Source organism: Hymenobacter sp. YC55, assembly GCF_029433095.1.
Taxonomy (GTDB): domain Bacteria; phylum Bacteroidota; class Bacteroidia; order Cytophagales; family Hymenobacteraceae; genus Hymenobacter.
This window is the reverse complement of record NZ_JARNTX010000001.1, coordinates 2,291,709-2,313,147: the sequence shown is the minus strand read 5'-3', so window position 1 is coordinate 2,313,147 and position 21,439 is coordinate 2,291,709. Positions and strand designations below refer to the sequence as shown.

21 protein-coding genes are annotated in these 21,439 nt (G+C 53.8%); 9 read left to right on the top strand and 12 right to left on the bottom strand.

Going from position 1 to position 21,439, the window contains the following annotated elements; translation table 11 throughout:
- Positions 1-132: 132 nt before the first annotated feature.
- A complete protein-coding gene (locus P1X16_RS09875; protein ID WP_277228157.1) occupies positions 133-1,269 on the top strand; it encodes a TlpA disulfide reductase family protein in 1,137 nt (378 codons plus the stop codon).
- Between the two features lie 122 nt (positions 1,270-1,391).
- Here the strand turns inward: P1X16_RS09875 and P1X16_RS09870 are convergent, their stop codons facing one another.
- Positions 1,392-2,285, bottom strand: coding sequence for a hypothetical protein (locus tag P1X16_RS09870; protein WP_277228154.1), 894 nt, complete (start codon positions 2,283-2,285; stop codon positions 1,392-1,394).
- A 181-nt stretch (positions 2,286-2,466) separates the two neighbouring features.
- Here P1X16_RS09870 and P1X16_RS09865 point away from each other — a divergent pair, with 181 nt between their 5' ends.
- Complete coding sequence (locus P1X16_RS09865) at positions 2,467-2,871, top strand: hypothetical protein (protein ID WP_277228151.1); 405 nt, start codon at positions 2,467-2,469, stop codon at positions 2,869-2,871.
- 8 nt (positions 2,872-2,879) lie between these two features.
- Here the strand turns inward: P1X16_RS09865 and P1X16_RS09860 are convergent, their stop codons facing one another.
- Both P1X16_RS09860 and P1X16_RS09855 read right to left on the bottom strand, forming a co-directional pair.
- Positions 2,880-3,401, bottom strand: a complete 522-nt coding sequence (locus P1X16_RS09860; RefSeq protein WP_277228147.1) for an acyl-CoA thioesterase — start codon at positions 3,399-3,401, stop codon at positions 2,880-2,882.
- A gap of 134 nt (positions 3,402-3,535) precedes the next feature.
- Entirely contained in the window at positions 3,536-4,189 is a 654-nt protein-coding gene (locus tag P1X16_RS09855) for a protein-L-isoaspartate(D-aspartate) O-methyltransferase (RefSeq protein WP_277228144.1), read from the bottom strand.
- A 203-nt stretch (positions 4,190-4,392) separates the two neighbouring features.
- On the opposite strand from P1X16_RS09855, the gene P1X16_RS09850 reads away from it, so the two are divergent.
- The 4 genes from P1X16_RS09850 to P1X16_RS09835 all read left to right on the top strand — a co-directional run bounded on the left by P1X16_RS09850 (position 4,393) and on the right by P1X16_RS09835 (position 7,531).
- Positions 4,393-5,811: a sugar transferase gene (locus tag P1X16_RS09850; protein ID WP_277228141.1), complete on the top strand. Its 1,419-nt coding sequence runs from the start codon at positions 4,393-4,395 to the stop codon at positions 5,809-5,811.
- Between the two features lie 117 nt (positions 5,812-5,928).
- Positions 5,929-6,519: a riboflavin synthase gene (locus P1X16_RS09845; protein WP_277228138.1), complete on the top strand. Its 591-nt coding sequence runs from the start codon at positions 5,929-5,931 to the stop codon at positions 6,517-6,519.
- 10 nt (positions 6,520-6,529) lie between these two features.
- Entirely contained in the window at positions 6,530-7,255 is a 726-nt protein-coding gene (locus P1X16_RS09840; protein ID WP_277228136.1) for a phosphodiester glycosidase family protein, read from the top strand.
- A 69-nt stretch (positions 7,256-7,324) separates the two neighbouring features.
- Entirely contained in the window at positions 7,325-7,531 is a 207-nt protein-coding gene (locus tag P1X16_RS09835) for a hypothetical protein (protein ID WP_245118066.1), read from the top strand.
- Between the two features lie 70 nt (positions 7,532-7,601).
- Here the strand turns inward: P1X16_RS09835 and P1X16_RS09830 are convergent, their stop codons facing one another.
- Together P1X16_RS09830 and hemF are read right to left on the bottom strand one after the other, a co-directional pair.
- Positions 7,602-8,204: a phosphatase PAP2 family protein gene (locus P1X16_RS09830; RefSeq protein WP_277228132.1), complete on the bottom strand. Its 603-nt coding sequence runs from the start codon at positions 8,202-8,204 to the stop codon at positions 7,602-7,604.
- Positions 8,201-9,148 (bottom strand): oxygen-dependent coproporphyrinogen oxidase, encoded by a 948-nt coding sequence (gene hemF, locus P1X16_RS09825; RefSeq protein WP_277228128.1) that lies wholly within the window; start codon positions 9,146-9,148, stop codon positions 8,201-8,203. The genes P1X16_RS09830 and hemF overlap by 4 nt, the downstream gene beginning before the upstream one ends.
- Positions 9,149-9,460: 312 nt before the next feature.
- On the opposite strand from hemF, the gene P1X16_RS09820 reads away from it, so the two are divergent.
- Positions 9,461-10,048, top strand: a complete 588-nt coding sequence (locus tag P1X16_RS09820; RefSeq protein ID WP_277228125.1) for a CDP-alcohol phosphatidyltransferase family protein — start codon at positions 9,461-9,463, stop codon at positions 10,046-10,048.
- Between the two features lie 8 nt (positions 10,049-10,056).
- On the opposite strand, the gene P1X16_RS09815 is transcribed toward P1X16_RS09820, so the two are convergent.
- Positions 10,057-10,581, bottom strand: a complete 525-nt coding sequence (locus tag P1X16_RS09815; RefSeq protein WP_277228122.1) for a GNAT family N-acetyltransferase — start codon at positions 10,579-10,581, stop codon at positions 10,057-10,059.
- Between the two features lie 162 nt (positions 10,582-10,743).
- On the opposite strand from P1X16_RS09815, the gene P1X16_RS09810 reads away from it, so the two are divergent.
- Complete coding sequence (locus P1X16_RS09810; RefSeq protein WP_277228119.1) at positions 10,744-12,840, top strand: alpha-ketoacid dehydrogenase subunit alpha/beta; 2,097 nt, start codon at positions 10,744-10,746, stop codon at positions 12,838-12,840.
- Between the two features lie 87 nt (positions 12,841-12,927).
- Here the strand turns inward: P1X16_RS09810 and P1X16_RS09805 are convergent, their stop codons facing one another.
- Positions 12,928-15,441, bottom strand: a complete 2,514-nt coding sequence (locus P1X16_RS09805; protein WP_277228117.1) for a BamA/TamA family outer membrane protein — start codon at positions 15,439-15,441, stop codon at positions 12,928-12,930.
- Positions 15,442-15,476: 35 nt separating this feature from the next.
- On the opposite strand from P1X16_RS09805, the gene P1X16_RS09800 reads away from it, so the two are divergent.
- On the top strand, positions 15,477-16,226 hold the full coding sequence (locus P1X16_RS09800; protein WP_277228114.1) for an RNA methyltransferase: 750 nt from the start codon (positions 15,477-15,479) through the stop codon (positions 16,224-16,226).
- A gap of 174 nt (positions 16,227-16,400) precedes the next feature.
- On the opposite strand, the gene P1X16_RS09795 is transcribed toward P1X16_RS09800, so the two are convergent.
- The 5 genes from P1X16_RS09795 to P1X16_RS09775 all read right to left on the bottom strand — a co-directional run bounded on the left by P1X16_RS09795 (position 16,401) and on the right by P1X16_RS09775 (position 21,367).
- Complete coding sequence (locus P1X16_RS09795) at positions 16,401-17,546, bottom strand: outer membrane beta-barrel protein (protein WP_277228111.1); 1,146 nt, start codon at positions 17,544-17,546, stop codon at positions 16,401-16,403.
- 12 nt (positions 17,547-17,558) lie between these two features.
- Positions 17,559-18,419: a hypothetical protein gene (locus P1X16_RS09790; protein WP_277228108.1), complete on the bottom strand. Its 861-nt coding sequence runs from the start codon at positions 18,417-18,419 to the stop codon at positions 17,559-17,561.
- Positions 18,400-18,984, bottom strand: coding sequence for a sigma-70 family RNA polymerase sigma factor (locus tag P1X16_RS09785; RefSeq protein WP_245118039.1), 585 nt, complete (start codon positions 18,982-18,984; stop codon positions 18,400-18,402). The genes P1X16_RS09790 and P1X16_RS09785 overlap by 20 nt, the downstream gene beginning before the upstream one ends.
- Positions 18,985-19,816: 832 nt before the next feature.
- Positions 19,817-20,449 (bottom strand): exopolysaccharide biosynthesis polyprenyl glycosylphosphotransferase, encoded by a 633-nt coding sequence (locus P1X16_RS09780; RefSeq protein WP_277228101.1) that lies wholly within the window; start codon positions 20,447-20,449, stop codon positions 19,817-19,819.
- A gap of 558 nt (positions 20,450-21,007) precedes the next feature.
- Positions 21,008-21,367 (bottom strand): CoA-binding protein, encoded by a 360-nt coding sequence (locus P1X16_RS09775; RefSeq protein ID WP_277228098.1) that lies wholly within the window; start codon positions 21,365-21,367, stop codon positions 21,008-21,010.
- Positions 21,368-21,439 lie beyond the last annotated feature (72 nt).

Below are 21,439 nucleotides of genomic sequence, written 5' to 3'. Positions count from 1 at the left end.
GTACTAAGTAGGACGTGCGGCTAGTATTTTTGCATTCACGCTTAAATCGGCAACTTGCGGCCCCTACGCCTGATACTTGCTAACTAGTCCGCCGGCTTGGTACCGGCGCTTTCGTCTGAGATGAAACACAATATGAAAAGCATTCTGTTGATCGGGGCTGTGCTGGGCATGGCCAACGCCTGCAACAAAGCCACGCCGCCTACCACCGGCACGGCTGCCAATGGCACCGGCTACCAGATTACCGGCCAACTTACCAATGCTCCGGCCGGAGCCAAAGTATACCTCGCCGAACTCGGCGACACCCAGTTTATTTCGCGCGACACCGCTGCCGTCGACGACAAAGGGCAGTTTAAATTCACGGGTACAGTACCGGAAGCCGGTCTGTACCAAGTGAAAGTAAACGACCAAAACCAGGTGCTGGTAGCCCTGGCCAACGGCAGTAGCCTGTCTTTAAGTGGCGACGCCCAGAAGCTCAGCGACACGTACACTGTGCAAGGCTCAAAGGACTCAGAGGTGCTGCAGCAACTCAGCCGCACCATGTTGCAGTCGAAGACGCAAATGGGCCAGCTAGAGCAGCGCTACAACGTAAATGCTCAAGCCGGCCGCTCCGATTCGATGCAGCGCATAGAAAAGCAATTCTACGCCTTGCAAGCTCGCGGCACCGAAAGCATCAAAAAGTTGGTGCGCGAGAATCCTGCTTCGGTGGTTTCGGGCTTTGTGGTGGCCAACCTCATCAATCCCGACGAGCAGTTTGCTTTCGCGGATTCGATGACAACGGTATTTAAAACCTCTCAGCCGGAGTCGCGCTATACCAAGGCCCTGGTGGCCAAGTTGGAGCCGATGCGCTCTACCGCCGTGGGTGTGCAAGCTCCGGAAATCAATCTGGCGGCTCCCGATGGCAAGCCGGTAGCGCTAAGCAGCTTGCGTGGCAAATACGTGCTGATCGACTTCTGGGCCTCTTGGTGCGGACCCTGCCGCCGCGAAAACCCCAATGTGGTGAAGGCCTACAACAAGTACAAAGGCAAGGGCTTTGAAATCTACGGCGTGAGCTTCGATCAGGACCGGGAGAAGTGGCTGAAAGCAATTCAGGCGGATGGGCTCATCTGGAAGCACGTTTCCGACCTGAAAGGTTGGGAAAGTGCTGCCGGTCAAACGTATAGCATCAAATCAATTCCTGCCTCTATTCTGCTCGATCCGCAGGGCCGCATCATCGGCAAAAACTTGCGCGGTGAAGCACTGGAAGCAAAGCTGGCTTCGGTGCTGAAGTAGTGAAAGCTCCGTAGTTGAGTAGCTTAACTACACTGTAGATTAAGCTTTATAACGCAAAAGGCCCGTTTCCAAGGAAGCGGGCCTTTTGCGTTTGATAAGTGACAGGTTGAACACGCAACTATTTAAAGAAACATTCGCTGCATAGCGTGCCAGAGCTGCTTTTTGCGCCCCGCGTCGTATTCCAGCATTTTGATTTCACTGGCTCCGAGGAAGGCTGTGTCGCCGTAGAGCAATACCGGCTCGTAGGGTTGGGTGGTGTAGACGGCCACATCAAGCAAGTTTTTGCCGAAAGCCAGAAACTGCTTAGCCGCTAAGCTTTTGCGGAGCGAGCATAATGCCACCGGAAACTTTTCGTGCTCTACATTCACCAGCACCACGTCTTCCATCACGAGCCGGATGGCTTTCAGGATGTTGTTGAGGAATACGTTCCGGGGCAGCTTCCGGAACTCGTCGGGCGACACGCGCACCAAGATCAGCAGGCCGTTGGGGTTGCTGCCTAGCGTAGCAAACGGAATGTGCGCCACCGGCGACTGGGTGGGCGTCGGCTGAATCCGGCCTGGCTGCGAAGCTGGCGCAGTAGGGGCAGCCGGAAGCTCCGCCAGCGTTGGCACCGAGAACAATGGGCCAGGGTCTGGAGCGGCCGGTGCTGCGGGTGCAGGCGGCGGCACTGGCGCAGTTGGTGGCGGAGTCAGGGCAAGGCTGGCCAAAGAAGGCAGCTTGCCTGGCGTAGGACCAATAGGCGGTATGGCGGTCTTTGTGGGTGGTACGGCCGCTACCGTAGGCGCAGCCACGGGCTTCGGCTCCACGTGAGGCGCTACCACTGGAGCAGGCGAGGGAAGAACAGGTTGCGGAGGCGGGGCAGCAGCGGCCACGGGAGCCGCTATTGGGGCGACAACTGGTACCGCCGGAGCCGCCGTGGGCGAGGCCACTGGAGTAGCTGCCGGTTCGGCCACTACATACAGCGACACATCAGTGTAAAAGTTCTGAAAAAAGGCTAGTGAATCAGCGCTTGTCATGGAATCGGGTGGGAGCGGCTAAATGAACTAGAACAGGTGGGTGGTACAATTCATTCTGTTGTGGCATCAAAGTAAGTAGCCCACTACTTGTTCAGCTACTCAAGGAAATGAACTCAGCTAAAATACCAAGCCGAATCGATAGACGAAGAATGTAATTTGTCGTCTCAACCCGTGGCAACTTATGAAACGACTGCTCATTACAAGCTACCCTTGGCAGATAAAGATGGTCTTAATCATTTATACGGTGTGCTTTTTGGTGGGCACCTCTACCCATGCCGCGGGGTTGCTGCGCAAAGGCTTTCTGGCATTTCCGGTTCCCTTGCTGGTTGGGCTGTATTGGGACGCCCTCACGCTGATTGATCCGGTTACGGCTGCATTACTGTGGTGGCGACCGAAAGTGGGCCTCTGGTTAGCCGTGGGTGTTATGGCCTCCGACATTAGCATCAACACCTACGTGTATTTAAGTGGATACTTTGGCTCACCCGTTCCGAATATGGTTCCACTAAGCTTGTTTGACCAGGCCTTGTTTGGCCTATTCGTGTTTGTAACGGCCCCGTTGGTCTACCAGCATGTTAGGCGGCTGTAGTGCCGCAGTTATTCCAACTCAAATAAGGCCCGCAGTTCGGTGGCTTCGGCGGGCTTCATGCGGCCGCCAAGTACCAGGCGTAGCTGGCGCCGACGCAAGGCACCTTCGTACAGCTGAATTTCCTCTGGCGTTTCGGGCACGGCCTCCGGCACGTCAATCGGGCGGCCCGACTGGTCGACGGCTACGAAGGTGAAAAAGGCTTCGTTGGTTTTCATCTTGGTCCCGCTCGGAATATCCTCGGCCCACACATCAATGTGCACTTCCATGCTCGAGCTGAAAGCCCGCGTCACTTGGGCCTGCAACGTAACCACGCTGCCCAACCGGATAGCATCACGAAATGACACGTTATCAACGGATGCGGTGACTACAATGCGGTTGGAGTGTTTCTGAGCGGCAATAGCGGCAGCAATGTCCATGAGGTGCATCATGTGCCCACCCATCAAATTGTTGAGGGTATTGGTGTCGTTCGGTAGCACCAGCTCAGTCATTATAACGAACGAGTCCTTTACGGGCCTTTGTTTGCGCATCATGCAGTGTAATTCTCAGAGAAATGAATGTGCAAAGATAGGCTGTCGGGTTGTAGCACGAAGCTTCTGCTTCACGCATCGTCAAGACAATATAGTTTCAAAGCAGCGTTCGGCTAGAAACCAACTAGTAGCGGTAGTTATCCTTGCCAGCCCGCCTTTCCAAGCAAAGGCACAAAACGAAACTGCTCGAACTCTTCGCGCGTGAACTCTTCCTCGCTTACCCGCGTGACGCGCACCATGCGTTGCGTCTGCGCATCGCCGACCGGAATAACCAAACAGCCACCTACCCGCAACTGCCGGAGCAGGGGCCGGGGCAAGGTTGGCGACCCGGCCGTTACCAGAATCCGGTCGAAGGGCGCGTGGTCGGGCAAGCCCACCGAGCCGTCGCCGCAGAAGAGGTGGGCCGTTCGATGCAGATGAGCTAGTCGGCGGCGGGTGCGCTCGAAAAGCACTGGCTGGTATTCGATGCTAAAAACATGAGGTGTAAGCTCGAGCAGCACGCAGCACTGATAGCCCGAGCCAGTACCCACTTCCAGTACCCGATGATGCGGCTCGGGGTGCAAAAGTTCTGTTTGGTAGGCTACTGTATAAGGCTGCGAAATCGTTTGGCCTTCCCCAATCGGAAAGGCTTTGTCTTGGTAAGCGTGTGCCTGAAAAGCTGTTTCAAAAAACGCGTGGCGCGGCACGGCCAGTATGGCCGTCAGGACCCGTTCGTCGCGGATGCCTTTGCGGCGCAACTCGTCTACGAGGGTACGGCGTTGGCCGCGGTGTCGGTAGGTGTCGGCGTGCATGGAAGAGAAGCAGTCCTAAGAAGTGCGTGAGGACGAGCTATGGATTGGCACGGTTTTCCCGGTTTTCGGTTTATTGCCCTACCTTTGGCCCGCTCAAAACGGGCCTTCAGTGTCCGTTCAGGCATTTGTTTCGGTGCGAAGCTACCCATTCGCCCTCATAAAACCACCTGCCGGCTCTTGCCGCCGGCCCGACAGTACGGCCCTTGATTCGCACCTTGCAACGACTAAAGCTGATTGCCGCCGATTTTAGCGCGGCACTTCTGGCCTGGGTGTGCTTCTTTCTGCTGCGCAAGTATCTGCTAAGCGAAATCAACGAAGGCTACCGTTTCACCGAGGATGCGTTGTTCTACTTGTCTGGCTCCGCGTTCATGATTGCCTTCTTCTGGACGGCCCTCTACGCGCTGATTGGCGAGTACCGCGACATTTTCCGCAAGTCACGCCTTGGCGAAATCATCCGGCTAGGGCGCGTATCAGTGCTGGGCGCGCTTATCATCTTCTTTGCTTTTTTGCTTGATGACCAAGGCGTAAGCAAGTACCAGCTGTACTACAAAACCATTACGGCTTACTTCCTGCTGCACTTCACTATATCGGCTGTGTTCCGGACGATGGCCGTAAGCAGCGTGCAGCACCTGGTCCGCAATGGTACTATCTTCTTCAACACCTTGCTGGTAGGCTCCAACGCCCTGGCGCTCGACACCTATCACGAGTTGCGCCGCAACAGCCGCCACCTCGGGCTCAAGCTAGTTGGCTTTGCGCCCGTCGGCGAAACCGTGGACGCAGGCTTGGCTGCCGAATTGCCTGCTCGCGGGTCGTATCGGCGGCTGCCGGCCTTGGTGCGGGCGCTGAAAATCGAGCAGATTGTTATTGCTATCGAGCCTTCGGAGCACCGCTTGGTCGAGGAGATTCTGACGTTGCTCGAAGGCACACCTGCCCGCGTAAGTGTGCTGCCTGACCTCTACCAGATGTTGCTCGGCTCAGTGAAAGTGAGCCACATTTTTGGCACCCCACTCATCGAAATCAAGCAGGACTTGCTGCCGCTCTGGCAGCGGGTGCTGAAGCGGATGATTGACGTGGTAGCTTCCGCGTTGTTTCTGCTGCTGGCCTGGCCGGTGTATGCTTTCACGGCTGCCATGGTGAAGCTGTCGTCGCCGGGGCCAGTATTTTATTCGCAGGAGCGTATTGGTCGGCACGGGCACCCGTTCCGCATCTACAAGTTTCGCTCGATGTACACCAATGCCGAGCAACAGGGCCCGCTGCTTAGCTCCGACCACGACCCCCGCATTACGCCTTGGGGCCGCTTCATGCGCAAAGTACGCCTCGACGAATTGCCCCAATTCTGGAACGTCATCCGCGGCGATATGAGCATTGTCGGGCCACGCCCCGAGCGGCAGTACTTTATCGACCAGATTGTCAAGATTGCGCCTCACTACCGCCATTTGCACCGCGTTCGGCCGGGCCTGACTAGTTTAGGCCAAGTGAAATACGGCTATGCCGAAACCGTTTCTCAAATGGTTGAGCGCCTCAAATTCGATATTCTCTACATCGAAAACATGAGCCTCGCTATGGACTTCCGCGTTCTGCTCTACACCCTCAAGATCATTATTGAGGGACGCGGAAAATAAAGTCGCTTACCAAGTAGACTAGTTGACAGGCTGCGCCGGAATAAAGCGTACTGGTCGATTTATTGTTAATAGTATTTGTGATTGTTAACTGATTAGTGTCAACTGTTAATTGAAAGTATGTTCACTGGCATCATCGAAGCGCTTGGTACCATTCAAGATGTGCGCCGCGCAGGTACTAATATCCATTTCACCGTGCACTCGCCTTTCGCGGCCGAATTGCGCATCGACCAAAGCGTTGCCCACGACGGTGTCTGCTTAACGGTGGTGGCCGTAGACGGCGCTACTGGCACGCACGTAGTAACCGCTATTGACGAGACGTTGCAAAAAACCAACCTGGCGCACTGGCAGCCCGGTCGCCGGGTGAATCTGGAACGCTGCCTAGCCGCTAACGGCCGCTTCGACGGCCACATCGTGCAGGGCCACGTCGACCTCACAGCCGAATGCGAATCGGTGGAAGATCAGAACGGCTCTTGGGTTTATCGTTTCCGCCATGCGCCCGGCCCCGGCCGTGTAACCGTAGAAAAAGGCTCGATCTGCATTAATGGCACTAGCCTCACCTGCTTCAACTCCACTGATGACGGCTTCTCCGTGGCTATCATTCCATACACTTACGAGCACACCACTTTCCAAGACCTCCAGCCAGGTCACCAAGTAAATCTGGAGTTTGATATTGTGGGTAAATACGTGGCAAAACTGCTAGGAAAATAAATCTAGTAGTGTGGCCAAGCGACTGGTATTCTTGCTCCTCTTAGCTGGTGCCTTATTAGTGGGTTTCTTACCGTTTGTAAGGCACCAGTCTGCGGATTCGAAATACGTGAGCTACCGTGCCGACCTGAGGAAAGATGATTTGAAGCTATATTGGAAGGATGAGCATGGCCAATTGTTCAGGAGTTTAGGCAGCTTAGAAAGCTGGCTTAGTGCCAAAGGGAAGCAATTGAAGTTTGCTATGAATGGCGGCATGTATAAAGCCGGTAACATACCCGTAGGTCTGTTTATACAGGAGCAGCGAGTGCTGGCGCCTCTAAATACGGCTACTGGTACTGGCAATTTTTATCTAACGCCGAATGGCATTTTTTATGTTACCATCGATAACAAAGTGGCCATTTGTAGAACAGAGGCATTTCCTGGTACAGAAAAAATACGATTTGCCACGCAATCAGGGCCACTCTTGGTGATAGATGGGCGTATTCACCCTGCCTTCAACTCAGCTTCCCAAAACCTGAATATTCGCAATGGCATCGGTATTCTACCGGATGGCAGCTTGCTGCTGGTCATGTCGAGGGAGAAAGTAAACTTCTATGAGTTTGCAGCATACTTCCGAGCGCAGGGTTGCCGTAACGCGCTGTACTTAGATGGTTTTGTCTCTCGAGCTTATGCGCCGGAAAAAGAGTGGTTGCAGACCGATGGCGATTTTGGTGTTATCATCGGATTGACAGCCAGATAGGCAACTAGCTGAACTCACTTTTAATGGTTGCGTATCAAGTAGATCATCAACTTGTTATCAATCGTAGCCATGCCGAAGTCCAAGCGCGAACTAATCGAACCCACTCCCGGCGACAAGCGCTATGTGCGTCGCAACGCTAAAGGTCAATTCACTAGCGAAGTAGAATTGCATCGCTCTTTGTCGCAGGACGACCGGCATAATTCCAAAATCACGAGCAAGCCCGGCCAGGGCGACCGGGGTGATGGCCATACCGGCAACCGGAAACCAGCGAAATAACAACTTCCTCGAAACTAGAAAGCCCCTGCCAATTGATTAGCAGGGGCTTTCTAGTTTCGAGGAATTAAGCTTAGCGGTGATTGAACTGCTTGGTTTCGGAAATGGCAGCCAGCGACGTAGGAGTGGTCAGGCGCTTATAAATGGTGGCACTCAGCCAAGCCAACAAACTGCCTAATGTAGCCCCAGCCAGCACGTCGGAGGCGAAGTGAGCTGCCAGGTAAATGCGGCTGTAGCTTACCAGCACGGCCCATAGGAAAAGCAGCCATTTTGCTGCTCGGTATTGCCGCGGTAATACCAAGCTTACAAATACAGCAAAAGCAAAAGCATTGGCGGCGTGCGAAGACATAAAGCCAAATTGCCCTCCACAACCATGTATCAGGTTGAGCGTAGCCGAGAGCTTAGGGTCGTGGCAGGGGCGTAAGCGAGCGAAATAAGGTTTGAAGAAGCGGCTGGATATTAGGTCGGCTAAGCCAACGCTGGCGCCTAGCAGTGGCACCAGCAGAAACGCGCGGCGCTTGTAGATATAGATCAACAGCACTAACAGCACGAAATAAGCAGGAAACCATACCTCACGCTCCGTGAAGAATATCATCAGCGCGTCCAACTTGGGCGTACGGTGGCTGTTGGCGGCCACTACTAGCCAGCGGTCCAGGGCTTGTAACTGCTCGATCAAGCGGAAAGGGGAGTTTCAGTGAGCCAATCTACGCCTTTGCGCAGCCACTGCTGGGTAGCGGCTTCCGGCGAGTTTGGTTCAATGGCGAAATTATAGTGCCACTCGGCCTGGGGCGGCAAACTCATCAGGATGCTTTCAGTGCGGCCCCCGGTTTCCAGCCCGAAGCGCGTGCCCCGGTCGATGGCTAAGTTAAATTCGGCGTAGCGGCCCCGGCGTACTAGTTGCCACTGCTTCTGCTGCTCGGTATAAGGCCGGTCGGCATTCAAGCGCATCAACTCAGTGTAAGCACGACCAAAAACCTCGCCCACGGCCCGAATAAAAGCGAATAGCTTGTCTGCGTCACCGTCTTTACCGACGGTAAGGCGGTCGAAGAAGATACCGCCGATGCCGCGCGTTTCCTGGCGGTGGGGCAGATAGAAGTAGTCATCGGCCCACTGCTTGAAGCGGGGATAGTAGGTGGCATCGTGCTGCTGGCAGACCTGCTCGATCTGCTGGTGAAACCAACGAGCTTGGGCTTCATCTACGTAAATAGGCGTCAGGTCCAGGCCACCGCCAAACCAGGCTTCGCCGTTGCCGGCTTCGAAGTAGCGCACGTTCATGTGCGAGATGGGCACCAAGGGGCTGCGTGGGTGCTGCACCACCGAGACGCCCGTGGCGAAATATTCGGGATTAGGCATGAGTAGCACGCGTGCCGCTTGCTCGCTCATGGTACCCGAGACGGCCGAAAAATTCACGCCACCTTTCTCGATGATGCTCCCGCCAGTTAGGATGCGCGAGCGGCCCCCGCCACCGCTATGGTGTTGCCAGGCGTCTTCCTGAAAGCGGCCTGCGCCGTCGGTAGCTTCTAACTGTTGGCAAAGCCAATCCTGAAACGCACGTAGCCAGGCTTCCACGCTGGCGCGGAAAGTAGGAGCGGGGCTAACCGAAGGGAAGGAGTTCGACATGAAGTGTGATACGGCGGATTTTCAGCGACTTGAAAGCAAGTACAAGATAGCCACCACAAATTTTTCAGGCTGCGAAGGTAAGCGTTTGTAAGATTCAAAGTCTGCTAGCGTCAACAAGTGTATAACCAGCAGCTTAGATGCGTGCTTGCAAGGTGTGCTACGCGCCGAGGGATAAAAACCTAATAATCATAAGGGTATGCTTGAAAATGTTCGTGTTGTAAAGTCTAACGCAAGCAAAACATGGAAGCCTGCGGCTGATAAGAGAGGCTATACTTGTATGAGGAGCACTCATTTCCCGCTTTTAGTTATTCCATGCACTGTAAGATTCCTGTTATTCTTGTTTATGCACGTCTTGTCATGGGCTTGGGCGCGCTAGGAATTTGTCAACTACAGCCGACACCGGTCCTTTGCTTTGTACTGGTTGCATTGCTGCTGTCCGGTTTGATTACAGACATATTCGATGGCATCCTCGCCCGACGCTGGGGAGTAGCTACGCCCAAACTACGTCGTCTGGATTCAACCGTGGACTTGATATTTTGGCTTTGCCTGTTACTCGGGATAATCTCTTTACGACCAGCCTTCCTCGCGGCGAATGCATGGCCAATTGGGGTAGTAGTGGGCCTAGAGGCGCTGACCTATGCGGTAAGCTACGTGCGGTTTCGGAAGGAAATAGCGTTGCACACCTTTTTTGCCAAAGGGTGGACGCTGTTGCTGGCCGCTACCCTAGTGCAACTGTTTTTAAATGGAAAAGCGGGTTTGTTGTTTTGGGCGTGTGTATACGCAGGCATTCTGAGCCGGCTGGAAATCATAGCAATCCTATGTACGCTGCCTGCTTGGGCCACTGATATTCCATCTCTCTATCATGCGGTGCAGCTACGGCAACGCAAACGCCTCTCGTAGCGGAAATTCTACTCTAGCTCCTTTTCCATCACCAACAACTCCAGCGGCTGGCGCGGTATACCGAAGCGTATATCGGTGGGGAAGGGCTCGGTTCCGCCGGTTTGGCGGTAGCCGTGCCGCTCATACCAGGCAATCAGCTCGGTTCGTACCGAAATGACGGTAATGCGCATGCGCAAACAAGCGTGCTGGCGGGCGTGGGTTTCGGCCGCTTCAAGCAGCCGTTTGCCTATGCCCTGCGCCTGCCGGTTGGGGGCCACAGAAAGCATGCCCATGTACAGCGTTTCGCCTTGCAGCTGCAGGTAGACACTTCCGCAAAGCTGCCCGTCGGGGGTAATGCACAGGAGCATGGTCGCCTCGCTGGGTGCTAGCAGGTCGAGTAGGGCGGCTGCGTCGGTACGCTGGCCACCGAGCAGGTGCGCTTCGGTGGTCCAGCCTTGCATCGATTGTTCGCCTCGATAGGCGCTATTTACCAACGCCTCCAGCGCCAGAACATCGGCGGTAGAGGCGCGCTTTATCTGAAGTTCCTCAAGCATAGCACGAAGGTAGGAGAGTAACTACAATGAATAACGGAGTACTAGCGTACGCTGTTAAACGGTAGGAGACAATAGAACAACTTGCCGCCTGGGTCGGATGCCGCGCAACTCTGCGAAGTCTCCCACGAACCTGTAATTTCGCTTCCCCACCCATTCTTTTGCATGTACACCGAATCTGCCCCACCCCTGGAACCCGCCTTTACCACCCAACCCGACCGCGCCACCTGGCAGCGTGCTTACCGTTTGATGCACACAGCTGCCGAAATGGCTCGGCTGTTCGAAGAAAACAAAGCCGTAACGGCCAAATATGTACACGCCACTGCCCGTGGCCACGAAGCCGTGCAACTGGCAGCTGCTTTTCACCTTCGCCCCGTCGATTACGCCGCTCCGTATTACCGCGACGATGCATTTTTGATTGGCCTTGGCTTGCAACCATACGAGCTGATGTTGCAGCTCATGGCCAAGCGCGACGACCCCTTCAGCGGCGGACGGACCTATTACAGCCACCCTTCGTTGCGGCGGACCGGATTTCCTACCATTCCGCACCAAAGCTCGGCTACCGGCATGCAGGCCATTCCTGCTACCGGCATGGCACATGGCATCAAGTACTTAGAAAACAATGCGGAAGCCGCAAATCAGAGCTCCAGCGTGGTCCTTTGCTCGATTGGGGATGGCGCCATGACGGAAGGCGAGGTGAGCGAAGCGCTGCAAATGGCCGTGCTGCACCAGTTGCCCATCATCTACTTGGTGCAAGACAACGAGTGGGGTATTTCGGCTACGAGCCGCGAAATGCGCACCATGGATGCCTACGAGTTTGCGGCGGGCTTTAAAGGCTTGCACCGGTTGCAGGTCGACGGCGCCGATTTTCAGGCTAGCTACGCCGGTTTAGCTGCAGCTTTTGAGTATGCGCGGGCCCGGCGCGGCCCGGTATTGGTACATGCCAAATGCCCGCTCTTGGGCCACCACACCAGCGGGGTGCGGCGCGAGTGGTACCGCGGCGACAACCTAGCCGAGCATAACCTACTCGACCCGTTGCCGCGGCTGCACCAGCACTTACTGACGCTTGGCTTCACTGAAACGGCTCTGGCGCAGCTAGCCACCGAAGCTCGTACCACCGTGGCAGCCGATTACCAGCGTGCCTTAGCCGCACCTGCGCCTGACCCCGCCACCTTTGCCAACCACGAGTTTGCGCCGCCCGCTGTGACCGAGGAAGCCGGAGAACGTAGCCCCACCGGCGCCGAAAAAGCCCTAATGGTTGATGCTGCACTGCACACCATCGACGACATTCTGCGCGAGTTTCCCGAGGCCTTGTTCTACGGCCAGGATGTGGGTGGTGAGCTAGGGGGTGTGTTTCGGGAAGCGGCGTTGCTGGCCAAGAAATACGGCGATGCCCGCGTGTTTAATACACCTATCCAGGAAGCTTACATCGTGGGCAGTACTGCCGGCATGAGTGCGGTAGGAGCCAAGGCCATCGTTGAAATTCAGTTTGCTGATTATATCTGGCCGGGTCTCAACCAGTTGGTAGAAGAACTAAGCAAGTCGTGCTACCTATCCAACGGGCAGTTTCCGGTGCAAAGCTTAATTCGGGTGCCCATCGGGGCCTATGGTGGTGGCGGACCCTACCACTCGGGCTCTATCGAAAGCACCCTGCTTACCATCCGCGGTATCAAAGTAGTATATCCTAGCAACGCCGCCGACATGAAAGGCTTGATGCGCGCCGCATTCCTCGACCCAAACCCGGTGGTGATGCTGGAGCACAAAGGCTTGTACTGGAGCAAGGTACCGGGTACTGAAGACGCGAAAACCGTGGAGCCGGCCGCGGGCTATGTTATTCCGCTTGGGAAAGCCTCTGTAGCCCAGGCTGCCGACCCACAGAAGCTGCAGAGGGGCGAAACGTGCGTGGTTATCACCTATGGCATGGGTGTATATTGGGCGAAAACCGCCAGCCGCCAATTCCCTGGGCAGGTGGAAATCCTGGATTTGCGCACCCTAAATCCCCTCGACTACGAGGCAGTAGAAGCCGCCGTTCGTCGCCACGGGAAGGCATTGGTTCTCACGGAGGAGCCACTACTCAATTCCTTCGCCGAAAGCTTGGCTGGCCGCATTCAACGCACCTGCTTCCAACAACTCGACGCCCCAGTTTTCACGCTCGGCGCGGCCAATCTGCCCGCCATCGCACTCAACGTAGATCTAGAACGCCAGATGCTTCCCAATTCTGACAAGGTGGCAACAGCCTTAACAGAGCTGTTAGGCTGGTAAACAATGAAATGTTGGTTTACTAAAATGGGCCCTTTGACGTGTAGTTAGAACGTCAAAGGGCCCATTTTAGTAAAGCATACCTTGCCGTTAGAAGGGATACCCGATACCGAGGTTCAACGCTGTTTGATTGCGGTTGAAGGATTCGATGTTGCGAATAGCCCATTTACTGCCAGGCGCGGCAGGATCGTACACCTTCGTCGCTATATCTAGGCGCAGAATCAGAAATGTGAAGTCGAAGCGAAGGCCGAATCCTGAGCCTACCGCAAATTCGCGGTAGAAACGGTTTACATCAAATCGGGCTTCGGGTTGCCCTACTCGTTGCAGCGTCCACACATTACCAAAGTCCGTGAACAGCGCCCCGTTTATGAAGCTGAACAAGGGAAAGCGGTATTCTATATTTCCTTCCAGCAATAGCTCGCCAGGTTGTTCAATATTGTAGTTGCGTACTTGCTCACCGGCAACAGTATTAAAGACGGGAGCCGAGCCAGTACCAAGCCGACGCGGACCCCATGCTCGCACACTATTACTGCCTCCCGCAAAGAAGTATTTATCGTAAGGAATGGCACTAGCATCAGTGTCTTTGCTCTTGCGTAATGGCTGGATAACGCCGCCATTAAGACGATATACAAAGAATGATCGTGCCCCAAGCTTGTAATAGCGCCGAAAATCCGCGTTCAGCTTATAAAAGTCAAAGACTTGAATTTCTGTTGAATCGGGTTTATTAGGCTTATCAAAGACGTTCTGATATAGAGGCCGCGTGATGCCACCTACTTCTACAAACCAGCGAAAATAGATGGCATTTTTCGTTTCATTGAAGTCGTTGGAATTATAGAGTGAGGTAAAAGATAAGCTAGGGATAAATTGACTTCTGAAGGCAACCAGTATAGATGGGTTGTCAGGAAATTGCTTTCTGAGAGCATCTATAAAAGACTGTTGCCTTTTAGGTACGCTCACAAGACTTAGATCGACAGGGGTGAAGACGTATTGATGGTACGGATTTCGTTGCCAGATATAATCGAAAGTGCCTTCAAGATTAGTGCGTGTATACTCGGGGCGGTACACATAATTGTAACCAACATTGAAGCGGGTACGAGGATTATATTTCGTTAGAAAACGATTAGTGCGCCACAGCACTAAAAATTGCGGCAGAATAAGGTTTACGTTAACACCAAGTTGCGTAGTGAGAATAGGATCCAGGTTGTTGTCAGAATTGCTAGCTCGGTTGTATTGCCCTTCTAAGCCTGCCCGCAACCCTAGTTCCAGTACTTCGGCACCCCCAAACGGATTACGAGCTTTGATGCGCAAGTTGCCGAACGGCCCTGGCAGCCCCGCCACGTAAGTCCCGCCAAATTCAACGGTTTCTTGGTAGCGTTTAGCGGGTGAGGCGGCAATGTTGGCATCAAGCTGGCGGTGCAGACTGTCTTCCAGCGTAACCGGGCGCACTTTCTGGTAGTTTACGTTGGCAAAGCGGAACACGTCGAGCTGGCTCAGTTGACGCTGAGTGGTCTGCGTAGCCGTGAGGCTGTAGTAGTCGCCCGCGTCAATGGCCACTTTACGATTGAGCAGGCGGGGGCTGATTTGATGCTTGAAAGCCAGAAACAAAGTCGAGTCCTGTATCAGCGTGTCGCGCTTCTGTCCGAAACGGATTGTGCCCGCATCCGTGACGAAACGCACCCGCCGAATGGTGTAGCGCGGGTGCAGTAAACCTGGCCCAGGACTGGCTACTATAGTGCGCAGGCGGACGGTAGTAGGGGCAAAGCTGGTATCGGCTTCCAGGGTGATGTATTGCTGACGGAAATCGAAGTAGCCCTCGTTTTTGAGAAGCGTTTCAATCCGGGCGCGCTCTTGCCCAATCAGTTCTTCATCGTATTGCTCTCCCACGTGCAGCAACGAGGCAGACTGTGAAGCCAGCACCCGCTGGGCCACCACCGAATCAGCAATGTCGTAATCAAGCTGAGAGTAGCGGAAAGGGGCGTTTTCGGTGATGCGGTAGGTTACCACCACGCGGCGGCGGTGCAGGCTGTCGGGGCCGCCAAAGAGGCGACCTAGTGAAAAGCGCCGGTCGGCGAGGGTGTCGGAATAGCTAACCCGGCTGCGGAAAAAGCCTTTCGACCTCAGAAACGTAGCCAACTGCCCAGCGGTCTGGCGGGTAAGCGCCGTATCGTAGACTACGGGTGGCTCGCCCAAGCGCATAATGGCGTTGCCTTTATCTAGCACTAGCTGCAAGCGGCGCGTTTGTCGCTCGCGGCGGGTAAGAAGCCTACCTACCTTTGCAGAGTCGGGCCGGGCCGCCAGGATGCGGCGGCTGTACTCGGCCCGCGTCGAATCGAGCTTGCGTTCTATACGGCCAGAATTATAGAAGCTGTGACCTAGCTGATAGATTGCTAGTTTTGGCAGTGGAAAGCGGCTGTTAGGCTTCTGCCGGTACAAAGCCTGCAAGCGCTCGGTATCGGCTTGCTTTACGCCTTCTAGCTCGATATGGCTAAGCAACAACTGGTTGGGTCCTAGCAGGCGTAGAGGCGAACAGCCCACGGCTAGCAAGGCGAACAGCAGGAGCGTTAGGCATATAGGCCGAGCTGGGCCACTTTTCTTATCTATCATCCGAGGCCCGATTGGGCGTCTGTTTAGTGAAGCGTATGGTCTCAAAAGCAGTAGCAAAATACGTACACGCGCTGCACCTGAAAAAGTACCGGCTCCGGCACGGCGCCTTCTTGGTAGAAGGGGGCAAGAGTGTGCTGGAACTGCTAAGGTCCGGACTTCAAACGGAACGTGTGCTGGTAACGGCAGAATTTAAGCCAAAATTACCTGGCGCATTACCCAATATTCCCGTTGAGTTACTCACCGAACAGGAATTGACGGGCCTGGGCACCCTCGCCACCAATAATACGGCTATTGCCATTGCCCGGCTGCCCGAAGAGCCGCCCTTGCAGCCTGCTACCTCCGGACTGCTCCTCGCCCTCGACCAAGTGCGCGACCCCGGCAACTTAGGCACGCTCATTCGCCTCGCCGACTGGTACGGCTTAGCAGGCGTAGTGCTTAGTGAAACCTGCGCCGACCCCTGGGCGCCCAAAACTGTGGCGGCCACCATGGGCTCCTTCACCCGCGTGCCCGTCTGGCAGCGCGACTTGCCCACTTGGCTCGCCACGTTACCAACTGAGCTGCCCGTATTCGGAGCCGATTTACACGGAGATAATGTGCACCAGCTCACGCTCAAACCAACCGGCGTACTCGTAATGGGCAGCGAATCGCACGGGCTTACGCCGGAAGTGGAAGCGCGCCTCACGCAACGTCTGCACATCCCTGGCCGAGGCCAGGCCGAAAGCCTAAACGTGGCTATTTCGGCGGCCATTCTGCTGGATAATTTTTACCGAAATGAGCTTGGGTGAAGCAACTAAACGAGGTAGTCAACATTGCTTTCCATGCGAAGTAGAATTCTCCTTCTAAGCCCTAAAACGAAGCAAGCCCTTGACGACTGTGTGAGCGTCAAGGGCTTGTTTGGTAAGAGAGTGACTGTTCGAAGGGAAACGCTACTTCGCGCTACTTACCTCATTGGGTTATCTCTAGTGCAGCAGCGTGATACCGAAGCTTAGCGCTTGGGCTTGAATGCCGAGGTCGTTCTTGAACAGGTCGTTCAAGTTGTATTTGCCGAACAGTTCCAGACTACGAATCCCAATCAGGCCTTGCACGCCATATTGGAAGTCGGTGAGGTTGTAGCTGCCCCGGTCTTTGTCTTTGCGGGTGCGGCCGTCCTCGCTGTACTTGATTTTGGTGTGTGAGCCCAACCGGTAGCCAATAAATCCGCCCGCTCCAATGCGGAAACCGTCTTTGTCGTTGTTGCCCTTGAACTGAAGCGTTGCCATCAGTGGCAGGTTGAGCATAGTAACCGCTAGCTTGCTCTTATCTAAGCTCAAATCAGTTTCTGAAACTAGCGTCGTAACGCCGTTGGTATTGATAAACCGGGAGTTATCATCGAGCATGTAGTTGTTGAACGCCAGCTCAGGTCCAGTTAGCAGGTGAAAAGGCGAACCTGGCTTTCCAACGCGGATGTCATAGTGCCAATTGAGACTGAGGTAGCGAGAGCCGATGGGCTTCAGGTCAGGCTCGAGCTGATTTTGTGGCGCCTTTGCTCCAACCAGCGTGTTCAAGCCCAGGTCAATAGTGAAGTTGTTGTGCACGGCGCGGTTTTTATAAGCTTCCTTCTTGGCTTTGCGCTTGGCGGCGGCAACGGAATCATCTTTGGCGGTGCTGCCTAGGTGGATATCCACACGGTCGCCGCCTTTGCCATCCGCATTTTCTTCCACCTTCACCCCGAATACACGGCCCATGTTTACTTCCACCTTGTCGCCGTTACTACGGGTGCTTGCGTCGTTGCGCATCGTGATGCGGATTTGCTCAGGTACTTGTTTGCCGGGGCGGTCTTTGGCTGGGTAGAACTCCATGGTTACCTGCTCGGATTTCGAGTTTTTACCAGCAGCTTCCGCCTGACTGATATAGGTGTCCAGCAGCAGCATTAAAGAGTCGAGTTTGTAGGCTCGCAGTTCCCGTAGTTGCTGTTTGTTTTTCACGAACAGCGTCATGGTCGCTTGGTTCGGCAGTTTCACCACAATGGTGTCGTCGAGGTGGGCAGGGAAGGTAGTACGGGCAAAGCAAGGCGAGGCCAGGGCTAGCAGCACGAAGGCAGCCAGCAGAGCGGAGAGGCGTTTCATGACAAGGGATAATTAGAGTTGAATCACTTTGGTAAGTGTGCGGTTGCCCACGCGGGCTTGTACCGTCACGGTTTCGGGCAGGCCGGTTTCAGCTAGGCTAACTCGTTCGCCCTTAACAGCATTACGGGCTTGGCGAAGCAGAATACCACCTAGGCTGCGGCGCGAATTACCAGCTGCATCTGCAGTGGCTACCGCATCGTTGCTGCGGTGTACTTCCACCTCGATGGGTCCGGTAGGAGCCGACGGGGTGGCTGCTAAAGCCACAGCCGTTGGAGTCTGAGCTGGCACCAACGTTTCCACTGAAGGCAAAGAGCGCTCCGGTTGCGTCTTTGAAGTGGTAGCAGCTATAGCTTCAGGGGCCGGTTGTGGTTTCACGATTTCAGGAATTGGAGCAGGACGAAGGGTTTTAGTGCTGCGGGCAGGGCGAGAAGTTGAAGCGGTGAGTTGCTGCCGAGCTTCGGGGCGCGCACCCTCAGGCTGGCGAAGCGGAGCGGTCGGGGCTGCAGCAGCGGTCGCTTTCGGGAGGGTAGATGCAAGAGCCGGGGAGGGGGTTGCCCGAGATACAACAGCTTCCGCTGATTTTTTTTCGGGTTGCGCAGCAGGCTGTAGTTCTTGATTGGCGGAGCGCGTTGGCTTGGTATTAGTAGCCAGCGGAGCGGAGCCCACTCCCGCTGTGGGAGTAAGCTGCAGCCATAACAGGCCACTCACAAAGCAAAGCAATACAGCGGCGGCCGCAGCCCATAACCACAGAACGGGGCGCTTCTTGGTGGGCTGCAACTCTTCTTCGAGTTGGTCCCAGAGGTAGGCCGGCGGGACGGGAGCGTGCCCTTCAAGCCGGTCCCGGAACAGCTTATCAATATCTTCCGGTTGCATATAGTTCTTTCGGTGAAGCGTTAGAAGAAGGAGTAGCCGTTTGGTTAGCGGCTATCAGGCGGCGCTGAAGCATAGCCCGCGCCTTGCTGAGCTGCGACTTGCTGGTGCCCTCCGAAATACCGAGCAGCTCGCCGATTTCGGGGTGGGTATAGCCTTCCAGGGCATAGAGGTTGAACACAGTACGGTAGCCGGCGGGCAATTCTGCCAGCAAGCCCATGAGGTCGGCAGCATTGAGCTGGCTTTCCGCTTCGGCGGCGGTTGCGGGTACGTCGTACGTAAGGTCGTCGATGGCCATATGCAAAGGCTCTTTACGGCGAAGCATCCCGAGAGCCTCGTTTACCATAATACGACGAATCCAGCCCTCGAAGCTACCCTCGTGCCGATATTGGCTTAAGGCCCGAAACATCTTGGTAAACCCGCTTAGCAATGCTTCCTCGGCATCTTCGCGGCGACGCAGATAACGCAGACATACCCCCAGCATCATACCCGCAAACCGCTCGTAGAGCAGCTTCTGGGCGCGGCCACTGCCTTGGCAGCAGGCGGCAATGAGGTCAGCATCAGTCACAGTTGGTTGAGTAGAGTTCAGAACAAAAGCAGAGCGTTTGGGAGGGTAGATGGCTGTGTGCAGGCAACAGTTGCCTGCATTGTGAAAAATTTAGTGACTATTTACAAGCTATGTTTTAATCTAAAGCGGATGTAATCAAGCAACGCGAATCTTGTAACTGTAAAGCATAAGCTTTAGCATCTTCAACGTTAGTAATGCGGGGTGTATCCTCACAATGAGTCACACGGATTGATTTAGTGCTAGTACATAATAAAAACCGCAAAGGCAGCATTATCAGCCATTTGCTTGATAATGCTGCCTTTTAAAGAACAGGAAAAGTAAATGGTTGGCTAAGTGGCACAACTCAATAACACCGAGGAACTAGGGTAGTGTCTTAGGGCCGTAGTTGTGCAAGAAAAGATAAACGGCGTTGTACTATACTATGAAAGCGCTGAAAATGACAGTTTAGCGCACTTTACTTATTCACGTTTATAGATTAATGATTATCATGTGGCCTTCTATAACTGTAGAACTTGTTAAAGTAGGCCTGTGTTGATCTATAACCCTAGTTTCAGCAGGCCAACCCTCTGGCGCTGGAAACTGAGTTCGATTTGATATGGAACCCGAGGAAGAGTTTTTAGACAATGCCGTAACGATGACCTCCTTTGCTAGGCAGGAGATTCAGCAATTTCTTGCCTGGACTAATAGTAGTGGGCCATATGGTCAGGCAGCAGCAGCATTGTTGCTGAAACTAGATAGCCTAACTTCGGAGCTAAAGGCCCTAAAAAGGCAATACGAGGAAGAGTAGCAGCTTGCTATTCTTCCTCGTATTAAGTTTGTTATGCTTCCTTTTTTAGAAAGCGTTTTCGTTGCCTCTGATAGCTTGGCGAACCGTAAGGGCGACAATCTTCAAGTCTAGCAGGAAAGACCAGTTTCTGATGTAATGGATGTCGGCATTTACACGCTTCTCCATTGCTTCAGTTTCTTTGGTTTCGCCCCGGTGGCCTTCTACCTGCGCCCAACCTGTGATGCCAGGAGTTACTAGATGACGCTCCATAAAGTTGGCAATCACACGAGAGTAGTCTTCGGTATGACGCAGCATGTGAGGACGCGGACCTACTACTGACATTTCGCCCCGCAATACATTAATGAACTGTGGAAGCTCATCGATGCTAGTCTTGCGCATGAAGGCACCTAGCTTGGTGATGCGGTTATCGTCGCGGCTTGCCTGACGAGAGTCAGCATCCGCATTGATCCGCATGCTCCGGAACTTCAGGCAATAGAACGGCTTACCGCCCTTTCCAGTGCGAAGCTGTTTAAAGAAAACTGGGCCTTGAGAATCAAGCTTTATTAGCAGCGCAATCAGCGGCACTAACCAGCTGAGCAGTAGAATAACAACGAGGGTAGCAAAACACAGATCGAAAGCGCGCTTGACAACGTCATTGACGCTGCTCTTCACTTGATAGGACGTAGTGTGGTGTGACATACCTTTTCGCCTTTTGTGTTCATAGATGCTGGACATTTGGGCGGGTTCAGATGAGGAGCGGCGTTCGGAAATCTCTGAGGTAATCATGAGCAGAGACTATGACTAAATGGTGGCATAAAAGTACGAAGAAAATGAATGCTATAAAAAGCGGAATACATTGTCCTTCGATTTATTATAATTATAACCAGACCTTTATTGGAAAAGTCAAAGTTATTATTATATTAAGTAAATGTTGAGGGCTGTGTGATGAATCAGCACCCTAAACGTCGGCACCCTCTAATGGTTTCAAAAGTATGAAAAAAAACTACCTAACAAATTGGGCTAAATAGCACGAGTTAGGTGATTATTGCACTGCGCGTAGATGTAAATCGATTTCATAGCATTATTCATAGTCCAAAAAAATTTAGAATAATCAATAAAAATTTTTCTCCCTGAGGGGTATAGCTGCCTAGGTTCGCCTATCTGTTAACCTATAATTGCTCGCTCACTTAGCCCAATAAAAAACTGCCTCAAATCTTAAGTTATAGATTTGAGGCAGTTATATAATATAGGTTTAACTTAATATTGTCCTACCGACAACATCACTAACGTACAAGCTTCCTCTGTTTGGATGCCTCGCTCTTGCGCCATACGCTCCAACTCTGGGTTCTCTGTACCAGGGTTGAAGATGATGCGCTTGGGTTGCAGGTCAAGAATGTAGTCGTACCAAGTGGGCTGATTCTGTGGGCCTACATATAAGGTAACGGTATCAACAGCAGTGGCGGTGGGACGGTCTGTGTGGATGTCGTAACCAGCTACCTGGCCTTTCCGAATACCAACAGGCACCACTTCGTGCCCGTACTTCTTGAGTTGATGCACTGCTCGGAACGAATAACGGGCAGGATTGTCGCTTGCGCCGAGTACCAAAGTCTTTTTCATGGCAATTCAAGTTTCTTGTTGCTGAGTTTAGTAAGCAGCAACGTGATTGTAAGCAAACTAAGTAAGGAGTTA